This window comes from Ruegeria sp. EL01, assembly GCF_900313035.1.
Taxonomy (GTDB): domain Bacteria; phylum Pseudomonadota; class Alphaproteobacteria; order Rhodobacterales; family Rhodobacteraceae; genus Ruegeria.
Genome location: NZ_OMPS01000048.1, coordinates 149231 through 160162, shown reverse-complemented (window position 1 = coordinate 160162; position 10932 = coordinate 149231). Strand labels below are relative to the sequence as shown.

At 56.0% G+C, this 10932-nt stretch carries 18 protein-coding genes; all 18 read left to right on the top strand.

All coding sequences use genetic code 11. The features are described from left to right. Positions 1 to 35: 35 nt before the first annotated feature. The 18 genes from D9K61_RS24950 (at position 36) to D9K61_RS24875 (ending at position 10931) form a co-directional block, all read left to right on the top strand. A complete protein-coding gene (locus D9K61_RS24950; protein ID WP_120635914.1) occupies positions 36 to 887 on the top strand; it encodes a hydroxymethylglutaryl-CoA lyase in 852 nt (283 codons plus the stop codon). A gap of 1 nt (position 888) precedes the next feature. After that, complete coding sequence (locus D9K61_RS24945) at positions 889 to 1677, top strand: crotonase/enoyl-CoA hydratase family protein (protein WP_120635913.1); 789 nt, start codon at positions 889 to 891, stop codon at positions 1675 to 1677. A 187-nt stretch (positions 1678 to 1864) separates the two neighbouring features. Further along, positions 1865 to 2230 (top strand): NADH-quinone oxidoreductase subunit A, encoded by a 366-nt coding sequence (locus D9K61_RS24940; protein ID WP_120635912.1) that lies wholly within the window; start codon positions 1865 to 1867, stop codon positions 2228 to 2230. Continuing rightward, positions 2221 to 2754, top strand: coding sequence for an NADH-quinone oxidoreductase subunit B family protein (locus tag D9K61_RS24935; protein ID WP_120635911.1), 534 nt, complete (start codon positions 2221 to 2223; stop codon positions 2752 to 2754). The genes D9K61_RS24940 and D9K61_RS24935 overlap by 10 nt, the downstream gene beginning before the upstream one ends. Continuing rightward, complete coding sequence (locus D9K61_RS24930; RefSeq protein WP_120635910.1) at positions 2751 to 3176, top strand: ribonuclease E inhibitor RraB; 426 nt, start codon at positions 2751 to 2753, stop codon at positions 3174 to 3176. Before D9K61_RS24935 ends, D9K61_RS24930 begins: the two co-directional genes overlap by 4 nt. Next, complete coding sequence (locus D9K61_RS24925; RefSeq protein ID WP_120635909.1) at positions 3173 to 3778, top strand: NADH-quinone oxidoreductase subunit C; 606 nt, start codon at positions 3173 to 3175, stop codon at positions 3776 to 3778. The genes D9K61_RS24930 and D9K61_RS24925 overlap by 4 nt, the downstream gene beginning before the upstream one ends. Next, complete coding sequence (locus D9K61_RS27100; protein ID WP_162947020.1) at positions 3778 to 3951, top strand: hypothetical protein; 174 nt, start codon at positions 3778 to 3780, stop codon at positions 3949 to 3951. Before D9K61_RS24925 ends, D9K61_RS27100 begins: the two co-directional genes overlap by 1 nt. Position 3952: 1 nt before the next feature. Continuing rightward, positions 3953 to 4090 carry a hypothetical protein gene (locus D9K61_RS27095; protein WP_162947019.1) on the top strand — a complete coding sequence of 46 codons (138 nt, stop codon included), beginning with the start codon at positions 3953 to 3955 and terminating at the stop codon, positions 4088 to 4090. After that, positions 4090 to 5313, top strand: coding sequence for an NADH-quinone oxidoreductase subunit D (locus D9K61_RS24920; protein ID WP_174235126.1), 1224 nt, complete (start codon positions 4090 to 4092; stop codon positions 5311 to 5313). Before D9K61_RS27095 ends, D9K61_RS24920 begins: the two co-directional genes overlap by 1 nt. Further along, the gene (locus tag D9K61_RS24915) at positions 5310 to 5906 is read left to right on the top strand and encodes a hypothetical protein (protein WP_120635907.1); all 597 of its coding nucleotides are present in this window, start codon (positions 5310 to 5312) and stop codon (positions 5904 to 5906) included. Before D9K61_RS24920 ends, D9K61_RS24915 begins: the two co-directional genes overlap by 4 nt. A gap of 2 nt (positions 5907 to 5908) precedes the next feature. Next, positions 5909 to 7051 (top strand): NADH-quinone oxidoreductase subunit E, encoded by a 1143-nt coding sequence (locus D9K61_RS24910; protein WP_120635906.1) that lies wholly within the window; start codon positions 5909 to 5911, stop codon positions 7049 to 7051. Positions 7052 to 7089: 38 nt separating this feature from the next. Then, positions 7090 to 7314: a DUF5337 domain-containing protein gene (locus D9K61_RS24905; protein ID WP_120635905.1), complete on the top strand. Its 225-nt coding sequence runs from the start codon at positions 7090 to 7092 to the stop codon at positions 7312 to 7314. A gap of 7 nt (positions 7315 to 7321) precedes the next feature. Next, positions 7322 to 8620 (top strand): NADH-quinone oxidoreductase subunit NuoF, encoded by a 1299-nt coding sequence (nuoF, locus tag D9K61_RS24900; RefSeq protein ID WP_120635904.1) that lies wholly within the window; start codon positions 7322 to 7324, stop codon positions 8618 to 8620. Between the two features lie 5 nt (positions 8621 to 8625). Beyond that, a complete protein-coding gene (locus D9K61_RS24895) occupies positions 8626 to 9042 on the top strand; it encodes an MAPEG family protein (RefSeq protein WP_120635903.1) in 417 nt (138 codons plus the stop codon). Then, positions 9039 to 9542: a DUF3291 domain-containing protein gene (locus D9K61_RS24890; RefSeq protein WP_254055867.1), complete on the top strand. Its 504-nt coding sequence runs from the start codon at positions 9039 to 9041 to the stop codon at positions 9540 to 9542. The genes D9K61_RS24895 and D9K61_RS24890 overlap by 4 nt, the downstream gene beginning before the upstream one ends. Before the next feature lie 79 nt (positions 9543 to 9621). Then, a complete protein-coding gene (locus tag D9K61_RS24885; RefSeq protein WP_371688496.1) occupies positions 9622 to 9978 on the top strand; it encodes a hypothetical protein in 357 nt (118 codons plus the stop codon). A gap of 98 nt (positions 9979 to 10076) precedes the next feature. After that, positions 10077 to 10481, top strand: coding sequence for a DUF5333 domain-containing protein (locus D9K61_RS24880; protein ID WP_254055866.1), 405 nt, complete (start codon positions 10077 to 10079; stop codon positions 10479 to 10481). A 3-nt stretch (positions 10482 to 10484) separates the two neighbouring features. Further along, a complete protein-coding gene (locus D9K61_RS24875) occupies positions 10485 to 10931 on the top strand; it encodes a DUF5333 family protein (RefSeq protein WP_120635900.1) in 447 nt (148 codons plus the stop codon). Position 10932 lies beyond the last annotated feature (1 nt).

Below are 10932 nucleotides of genomic sequence, written 5' to 3'. Positions count from 1 at the left end.
CGTCGGCAAACGATGCGCAGTTAATGGAGGTTAGGATGGGTGAGCGAGTAGAAATCTTTGAGGTAGGTCCACGGGACGGGCTTCAGAACGAGAAACGCGAGATCCCGGTGGCCGAGAAAGTGGCGCTGGTTGATTGCTTGTCGCGCGCCGGGTTCAGCCGGATTGAAATGGCAAGCTTTGTCTCTCCGAAATGGGTGCCGCAAATGGCAGGCAGTGCCGATGTTCTTGCCGGTATCACCCGGGCCAAAGGGGTTCGATACGCCGCGCTCACGCCGAATTTGCGTGGATACGAAGATGCGATGGCCGCCGGTGCGGATGAGATCGCCGTCTTTGCCTCGGCATCCGAAGGATTTTCCAAGGCGAATATCAACGCATCAATCGCCGAATCCATTGAACGTTTTGTTCCGATTTTAGACGCTGCCCGTCACATTGATTTACCGGTGAGGGGCTACTTGTCTTGCGTGACGGATTGCCCTTATGACGGGCCGACCCCGCCTGAAAAGGTGGCGGAGGTTGCCGATCTTCTGTTCTCGCACGGCTGCTATGAAGTGTCGTTGGGCGATACGATCGGGCAGGGCACACCAGACAAGATTGCGCATATGCTGTTGGCTGTGCGTGAGAGGGTCCCGGTCACGCGATTGGCCGGGCATTTCCATGACACGAACGGTCGTGCGATGGACAATATTGATGCGTCAATCGCCCTTGGGGTTCGGGTCTTCGATGCCGCGGTTGGTGGTTTGGGTGGATGCCCCTATGCACCGGGGGCGGCCGGGAACGTGGCAACCGAAGCCGTTGCCGCACATCTTGAACGGCTTGGATATGAGACCGGTCTGGATGCCGCCGTTCTGGAAGAGGCCGCTCAGATGGCTCGGGCGATGAGGGGCTGACATGTATGAAGCGATCACACTCACCTCAGATGAAGGGGGCGTTGCAACGCTGACCTTGAACCGGGCCGAAAAGCACAATGCAATGTCGGCCAGGATGATCGCGGAACTGACGCAGGCAGCGACAGATCTGGGGAACAATCAAGACGTGCGTGTGGTCGTTTTGACAGGTGCAGGTAAAACCTTTTGCGCCGGTGGCGATCTGGGCTGGATGAAGGAACAGATGGCGGCAGATTCGGCGACACGCTTTGTCGAGGCCCGCAAGCTTGCGGAAATGCTACAGGCTTTGAACGTGTTGAACAAACCGTTGATAGGTGCGTTGCAGGGCAATGCCTTTGGCGGCGGCGTTGGTTTGGCCTCCGTCTGTGATGTGGCCATTGGCATCGACAGCCTGAAGATGGGGCTGACCGAAACCCGGTTGGGGCTGATCCCGGCCACTATCGGACCTTATGTGATTGCCCGGATGGGCGAGGCGAAGGCCCGGAGGGTGTTCATGTCTGCGCGGCTGTTCGATGCGGCCGAAGCGGTGGATCTGGGGTTGTTGGCCAGGGCGGTGCCCGCAGATGAACTGAGCGCAGCGATCGAGGCAGAGGTTCGACCTTACCTGAGCTGTGCGCCCGGTGCAGTTGCCTCCGCGAAGGAACTTGTTCGGGAACTGGGTCCTCGTATCGATGACAGCGTGATTGATCACACCATCCGAAAACTGGTCGCCCGATGGGAGACATCGGAAGCCCAAGAGGGGATTGGTGCGTTTTTCGAAAAGCGTAACCCTGCGTGGAACAACAAAGTTTAACGCATACGGCATAAATCAACTTGGGACACGCCGGTCGCGATTCTCTCTGGCGTTGTCAAGCGCAGGATTGATGCGGTGTGCGCTTGTGTTCGGTTGACCCTCTGACCCCGCAGAGATAGAGAATGTCCAGTCAACACGCCAATTGACGGTGCATTCCAACAGAGGATGCACAGGAAAGGAGCTACTAGTGGAAGACCTGCTGCGGGAATACCTCCCGATTCTGGTGTTTCTGGCCGTGGCCGTCGGTCTTGGAATCGTTTTGATTCTTGCCGCCGTCGTGCTGGCCGTCCGCAATCCTGACCCCGAAAAAGTCAGCGCCTATGAATGCGGTTTCAACGCTTTCGATGATGCGCGCATGAAATTCGATGTCCGGTTCTATCTGGTTGCGATTCTCTTCATCATCTTTGATCTGGAGATTGCGTTCCTGTTCCCTTGGGCCGTTGGGTTCAAAGACATCAGCGATGTGGGTTTCTGGTCGATGATGGTGTTCCTGGGCGTTCTGACCATCGGCTTTGCCTATGAGTGGAAGAAGGGAGCCTTGGAATGGGAGTGATGACGGGCGCAAACACGGCTGGCGTCGACAAAGAAGTCGCCACTCAGACCCTGAATGCCGAGCTGCAGGACAAAGGGTTCCTGCTGACCTCGACCGAGGACATTATCAATTGGGCGCGCACCGGCTCGTTGCATTGGATGACCTTCGGTTTGGCCTGTTGTGCGGTCGAGATGATGCATACTTCGATGCCGCGTTATGATGCGGAACGGTTTGGCATTGCGCCCCGCGCGTCCCCACGCCAGTCTGACGTGATGATTGTGGCAGGTACCCTGACCAACAAGATGGCCCCGGCACTGCGCAAGGTTTATGATCAGATGCCCGAGCCGCGCTATGTGATCTCGATGGGATCCTGTGCCAATGGCGGTGGATATTATCATTATTCCTATTCGGTTGTACGTGGTTGTGATCGTATCGTTCCGGTGGATATTTATGTCCCCGGCTGCCCACCAACGGCCGAGGCGCTGCTATACGGCCTGATGCAATTGCAACGCAAAATCCGCCGCACTGGGACGATTGTTCGATGAAAGCAGAGATGTACGCAGAACCATCTGAGGCGCTGATTGCGGAGAATGCCATTATTTTTCAGCGCTTCGAAGAAAACGGTGTTGATCTGCGTCAAAAGCTATCTTTTGAGTTCACAATCGAATTCCCAAGCAAGCAAGACGCTGAGGCCTTTATGGATCAAGCACGTGCTTTGATGCGGTTGATTGAGGCTGACCATGGGCTAGGAAAATCAGATGCCACCTTGTTTTGCGATGAGGATGAGGACTTGGTCGATGTGACTTATTCTGTCGCTGCGAAGGCAGAGGTGCGCTTGATTTCTATGATTGAACAGACACTGGGAAATCTGGCAGCAGATCATGGTGGGAGTGAGTGTTTCTGGGAGTTTCCAGACCCGGCGAACGCCGAACTTTCCGCCAATTCTGTTGAGGAGTTGAAGCAGTGAGCGAAGTACTCAAAGAACTTGGGACCCAGCTGGAGTTGAAACGGACCGATTGTGTTTTGTCCTGGGACGTCACGCATGGTGAGCTGAACGTTGGCGTGGCCCCGTCCAACCTGGTCGAATTCATCGAATTTCTGAAAACTGACCCAAGCTGCAAATTCTCGACCTTGGTCGATATCACCGGCGTCGACTACCCCGAGCGGGCCAAGCGGTTCGACGTGGTTTATCACTTCCTGTCCATGTACCAGAACCAGCGCATCCGCCTGCGGGTCTCGATCCGGGAAGAGGACATGGTTCCGTCGATTGTCGACGTGCATCCCTCGGCCAATTGGTTCGAGCGTGAGGTGTATGACATGTTCGGTATCCTGTTTTCGGGCCACCCGGATCTGCGGCGTATTCTGACGGATTATGGATTCCGCGGTCATCCGCTGCGCAAGGACTTTCCGACCACAGGCTATACCGAAGTTCGCTATGACGAGGCGCAAAAACGTGTCGTGTACGAGCCGGTCTCGCTGGTGCAGGAATACCGTCAGTTTGACTTCATGTCCCCGTGGGAGGGGGCAGAGTACATTCTGCCGGGCGATGAGAAGCAGGAGGCCGAATAATGAGTGGTATCTGGTGGCTGATCCTTTCCGCACTGACCATCATCCCGATGGTGAAAATTCTGCCGTTTTTTGGAATCAACAAATACTGGTGTCTGCTGTGTCTGATCCCGTTTGGCACCATCGCGCTGCTGTGGTGGGTCGGGTTGAAACTTCAGGAATTGGAGCGCCGCTGAGATGCTGATGCTGCTGGGGGAACTGATTGCTTTAGGTGCGCTGGGCGTCCTGCTCGCGGGTGCTGCAGCCAAGGCGGCTGACGCCGAGAAGGTTCGGGTTCGAGCTGCGGCAAAGAAGAACAAGAGGGGACGGCGGTGATGGACGGCTCCAGATATGATGACGGCAGTTCGGACGCGCTGAGCGGCGAGCAGAAGATCCGCAACTTTAACATTAACTTCGGCCCGCAACATCCTGCTGCGCACGGCGTTTTACGTTTGGTGCTTGAGTTGGACGGCGAAATCGTCGAACGCTGCGATCCGCATATCGGCCTGCTGCACCGCGGCACTGAAAAGCTGATGGAAAGCCGGACGTATCTGCAAAACCTGCCGTATTTCGACCGCCTCGATTACGTGGCGCCGATGAATCAGGAACACGCCTGGTGTCTGGCCATTGAAAAACTGACCGGCGTTGAAGTGCCCCGCCGCGCCTCGCTGATCCGGGTGCTGTATTCCGAGATTGGGCGCATCCTGAACCATCTGCTGAACGTAACCACGCAAGCGATGGACGTCGGCGCGCTGACCCCGCCGCTCTGGGGCTTTGAAGAACGCGAAAAGCTGATGGTGTTTTATGAGCGTGCCTGTGGCGCGCGTCTGCACGCAGCCTATTTCCGCCCCGGCGGTGTGCATCAGGACCTGCCGCCCGAATTGCTGGACGATATCGAGGCGTGGAGCCACGAGTTTCCTGCTGTGATGGATGACATCGACGGGCTACTGACCGAAAACCGCATCTTCAAACAGCGCAACGCTGACATTGGCGTCGTGACCGAAGATGACATTCAGAAATACGGCTTCTCGGGCGTCATGGTGCGCGGGTCTGGCCTGGCCTGGGATCTGCGCCGTGCACAGCCCTATGAATGCTATGACGAGTTTGAGTTCCAGATTCCTGTGGGCAAGAACGGCGACTGCTACGACCGCTATCTGGTGCGTATGGAAGAGATGCGCCAGTCGCTGCTGATCATCCGTCAAGCCATCGCCAAAATCCGCGAGTGCCCAGGTGATATTCTGGCGCGCGGTAAGATCACGCCGCCAAGCCGGTCGGACATGAAGACCTCGATGGAGAGCCTGATCCATCACTTCAAGCTCTATACCGAAGGCTTCCATGTCCCTGCGGGCGAGGTGTACGCCGCCGTTGAGGCCCCCAAGGGCGAATTCGGCGTCTATCTGGTCGCTGACGGCACCAACAAGCCATACCGCGCCAAACTGCGCGCGCCGGGGTTCTTACACCTGCAAGCCATGGACTACATCGCCGGAGGCCACCAATTGGCCGACGTCGCTGCGATCATTGGGACGATGGACGTCGTGTTTGGGGAGATTGATCGGTGAACATCGTATCTTTGAATACAGCTCTTCGAGCGGCTAGCGCTAAGCCCGAAGATGCTGAGCGAGAAGCTATATCCCAAGTTAGCAGGTTGGACAAAGAAGAAGTTGCCGAGCTTCTGGTCACAATAAGTAAGAAGTTGGGCGAGCAAGAAGAAAAAACAGACGCTGCGGAGAGCGTGGCCAAGAGAGCTGGTCAGGGTAAAGTTATCTTGTCTGCACTCGGCATGCTCATCGGTCTATTGGTTGGAGCAGGTGGCGCGCTAATCTTTCTAAACGACGAGTGGCGTGATTGGAAGGAACTAAAGGCCGTGCACCAAACGGTTCCAAGAGAAACGACGGGCGTTGTATTGTTAGATCACGCTGATCTTCACGAGAGCGAAATTACCGCGATTATGGAAAGAATGGATCTGCCGGACTTTTCAGAGTTTGCTAGGATCGCAGATATCCCGAACATTCCTGATCCGCAAAACCTGATCAGATATGGTGACGAAGTGAAGTTACGTTACGCAAGTAATCCTAGTCAAAAATATATGAGCTCGGTCGATTTCAACGTTGTGACGGGCGACAAGTACGGCCTTTGGGCTTTGGAGAAATAAGGATGCTTCGCCGTCTTCACCCCGAACAACCCGAAAGCTTTGCCTTCACCGCTACCAACCAGCAATGGGCCGAAGCGCAGATCACCAAGTACCCCGAGGGTCGTGAGGCCAGTGCGGTCATCCCTCTGTTGTGGCGCGCGCAGGAGCAGGAGGGCTGGCTGAGCCGTCCTGCACTTGAATCCGTGGCTGACATGCTGGGCATGGCCTATATCCGGGTTCTTGAAGTCGCCTCTTTCTACTTCATGTTCCAATTGCAACCGGTTGGGTCGGTTGCACATATTCAAGTGTGTGGCACGACCTCCTGCATGATCTGCGGGGCCGAAGACCTGATCGCGGTCTGCAAGGTCAAGATCGCCGAGAAACCGCATGCTTTGTCCGCCGATGGCAAGCTGAGCTGGGAAGAGGTCGAGTGTCTGGGCTCCTGCACCAACGCGCCGATGGCGCAGATCGGCAAGGATTACTACGAAGATCTGACGGCCGAGAGTTTTGGTAAGATCATCGACGATCTGGCAGCGGGCAAAGTGCCGCTGCCGGGCCCGCAAAACGGGCGCTATGCCGCAGAACCTTTCAGTGGTCTGTCCAGTCTGACCGAGCATGACGCAGGCAAGCCGCAATACAATGCCAGTGTCGCTTTGGCGACTGATCTGGGTGACACCGTAAAACGGATCGACGGAACCGAAGTGCCGATCCTGACGCCATGGTTGGGCAAGGATGGCAAAGCCGCGGCGACGAAGTCGGCTCCGAAACCACCAAAGGCACCTGCAACTGGCAAATCTGCGGCAAAGCAGGCGGCCGAGGCTAAATCCAAACCTGCCAAGACCAAGAAAGCCGAAGCAAAACCGGCCGAGGTTAAGGAAGATCAGCCCGAGACGTTGACTGGTGCCCGGGGTGGCGCGCCAGATGATCTGAAGCTGTTGAAAGGCGTCGGCCCGAAGTTGGAGCAGACGTTGAACGAACTGGGCTTTTACCACTTTGACCAGATCGCAGCCTGGACAGACGGGCACGTGGCGTGGGTTGATGCGCGATTGAAGTTCAAGGGCCGGATCGAGCGCGATGGTTGGATCGAACAGGCGTCAAAACTGGCATCGGGTGATGTGACAGAATTTGCCAAACGGGCCAAAAAAGACGGACTTTACGAAGACTGATACGGGGATGAGTGGTGCCAATTGGGTGCCGGGATAAGATGGACGACAAGGAACAGGCCATAGCCCGCAAGGGCCGACATATCGGGGTGGTCATCGCTGTGACCATGCTGTTGTGGCTCGCTATGTCGCTGTTCATCGGCCCGGCTTTGAAACTGCCCGGGCGCTATGCGCTGCTGTTCGATTTCGCTGCATTGGGCGGATTCATCTACGCGGTGATCAACATATTTCAACTCTGGCGCATGCGTCAGGACAACCAAAGGTAAGCGAGCGATGCTGAAGGATCAGGACCGGATCTTTACCAACATCTACGGGATGCACGAGCGGACGCTGAAGGGCGCGCGCGCTCGGGGGCATTGGGACGGTACTGCTGGCCTGATCGGCAACGGGCGCGACTGGATCATTCAAACGATGAAGGATTCAGGCTTGCGGGGTCGTGGGGGCGCAGGCTTTCCAACTGGATTGAAATGGTCATTCATGCCCAAGGAAAGCGATGGTCGCCCGGCTTATCTGGTGGTGAATGCCGACGAATCCGAACCCGGGACCTGCAAAGACCGCGAAATCATGCGCCATGATCCGCATACGCTGATCGAAGGCTGCCTGATCGCGTCTTTCGCGATGAACGCAAACACTTGTTATATCTACCTGCGCGGCGAATACATTCGTGAACGCGAGGCGCTTCAGGCCGCGATTGATGAAGCCTACGACGCAGGGCAGCTGGGCAAGAACGCAGCCGGATCAGGCTGGGATTTCGATCTGTTCCTGCATCATGGGGCGGGTGCTTACATCTGCGGCGAAGAGACCGCGCTGATTGAAAGCCTTGAAGGCAAGAAGGGCATGCCGCGCATGAAGCCGCCATTCCCGGCGGGCGCGGGTCTTTATGGCTGCCCGACCACGGTGAACAACGTAGAATCCATCGCCGTTGTCCCTACCATTCTGCGGCGCGGTGCTGACTGGTTTGCAGGCTTTGGTCGTCAGAACAACGCGGGCACCAAGCTGTTCGCCATTTCGGGTCATGTGAACAATCCTTGTGTCGTCGAAGAGGCGATGTCGATCCCGTTTGAACAACTGATCGAAACCCATTGCGGCGGCATTCGCGGTGGTTGGGATAATCTGCTGGCGGTGATACCGGGTGGATCCTCGGTGCCATGTGTACGAGGCGAAAATATGCGCGATGCGATCATGGATTTCGATCACCTGCGCAACGATCTGGGCTCGGGCCTCGGGACGGCTGCGGTAATTGTGATGGACAAATCCACCGATATCATCAAGGCGATCTGGCGGCTGTCCAAGTTCTACAAACATGAAAGCTGCGGCCAGTGCACGCCCTGCCGGGAAGGCACCGGCTGGATGATGCGGGTCATGGATCGGCTGGTGCGCGGTGAAGCGGAACTGGAAGAGATCGATATGCTATTCGACGTGACCAAGCAGGTCGAAGGCCACACGATTTGCGCACTCGGGGACGCAGCGGCCTGGCCAATCCAGGGTCTTATCCGCAATTTCCGGGAAGAAATCGAAGACCGCATCAAGGCCCAGAAATCGGGTCGCATGGGTGCGATGGCAGCGGAGTAAGATTGATGGATGTATTTGGATTGTATTCCCACGCGATCGCCTCACTGGTGATTTTCACGCTGATCGTTCTATTCATGTCGCCGTTCTCGGCGCTTGCCAAGGCTGGCAAGGGATTGGCGCCAGGGGCTACGCCAGAGCAGGATTACTCCGACAAAGCCTATCGGATGAACCGCGCCTATCTGAACGGCACGGAAACGCTTCCTGCATTTCTGACAGTGACGCTGGCTGCGATCTTGCTTGGGGCAAGCCCCTTCTGGGTAAATCTGTTGGCATCTGTTGCGTTGGTTGCACGGATTGTCATGCTGGTGGTCCACCTGCAAGGACTAGGAAAGCCAACCAGCGGGCTGCGCTCGACTTTTTACGTGATCGGATGGGTGTGCATGATTGCTCTTGGCGTCATGGCACTGGTGGCGGCGTTTTGATTCAGCCTGACGGATATCATCTTGCCGAACTGAACGTCGGGCGTTTACTGGCGCCGACCGACGATCCGCGTGTGGCCGAATTCATGGACAACCTCGACCGTATCAACGGGCTTGGGAAACGCATGCCGGGCTTTGTCTGGATGATGGAAGGATCGGGCGAGCCGGGAACCGGCAATACCGAAAACAACATCGACGGCGACCCGCAATTCGTTGCCAATATGACTGTTTGGGAAAACGTCGAAAGTCTTGAGCGCTTTGTTTGGGGCACAATCCATAAACAGTTCTACGATCGCCGACACGACTGGTTCGAGGTACTGGGTGACCAGCATTTTGTGATGTGGTGGGTGCCCGCTGGGCATAAACCGACCCTCGAAGAAGCGTTAGAGCGGTTGGTCCAGCTGCGGGCAAATGGTCCCGACGCCCAAGCCTTTGGCTGGGATGAATTGAAACAGGCAAGCAAGTGGCGCGACAATCGGTGCGCCCGGGTTGCGGCGGAGTGAAGACGATGCAGACACGATTTACAGTCTCAGTCGACTTCGACAAGCCGCTCAGGCCAGCCACTAAACGGGGGTGGTTACCTTGAATAAAGTCGTCCTTACGGGAGCAACACTTGTTTCTGCGTGTCTTATGGTGTCGGCCTGTGGATTGTTCAGGCCGTCCGATGATCGGATTCTGTTTGATGGTCAGTCCTTTCGGGCCAAGGCAAAGGTGGTGGACAAGAAAGTCTCTCCGGCCAATTTTACGGTGGTCATAAACGGTGTGTCCGCATCGCTGGACGGCGCCCGTGAGGCGGGGCGCTATGAGGGAACAAAGTTCTGTATTGAAAATTTCGGCTCGTCGCGGATCGAGTGGAAAGTTGGCCCGGATACCGAGCCACAGCAATTGCAGATAAGTGATGACAAGCTGACATTTGCTGGGACGTGCCAAAGACCATGAGTCGTGTTTTTGCATATCATGACACGATCCTCGGGCTGTTATTGCATAGCAAATCGGTCGCACGTCGTCTTGGGGAACCCAAGACGAAAGGAGAAACCATGTCTTTTGTAAAAACAATCGCTCTGGCGGCCCTCATGACAATCCCGGCGGCGGCAGAAGCAAAACCGCCCTTGAGAGATGTCAAAGAGATCGACAACGAACTCTACTATATCGCCATTGCAAACGAAATTTCGGACTATTGCCCGTCGATCAGCGGACGCCGGATGAAGGCGATCGGGGTGATGTGGGGATTGCGGTCCAAGGCGAACAAACTGGGATATTCGGACAAGGAAATCCGCGCCTACGTGGACTCTGATTCTGAAAAAAACCGGATGCGATCCAAGGGTGAGGCCTATCTGTCGCAGCACGGCGTGTCCTATGACAATCCGAATTCCTTCTGCACACTGGGCCGTACGGAAATCGAAAGAAACAGCGCCATCGGCGTTTATTTGAGGGCGAACTGAGGGATGATCACAAAGATACCAATGCACGGTTTGTTTGGTCTGGCCCTGTTCATGGCTTTTTCTGCGTGCGAAACGACGACAACTAATGGCACCGAATCCGCGGCGTCTCGGGCTGAGTTCCGGAGTGAGATTCCACCGGAAGTGTATGACTTTGCCTTTGCCGCGGCGGTAGCGGAACAAATCTCGGACGAGTGTTCCTCAATCAAATTCAACCGATCTGCTGCTGAAAGCCAGATGAAAGTGCTAGACGAAGACCTGAAAACCAAGGGCTATCTTGAGAGTGATCTTCGTTATCTGGCTAGGAACATTCCACGGAAGCGGGCGCAGGATGACCTAATAGCGTACATCCAGAAAAGCGGAGTTGTTATTGGTGAATCCAGTACTTTCTGTGCAGCCGGTCGTCGCGAGATTGCCAACAGCACCAGGATCGGTGCATTGCTGAAAGGCTAAC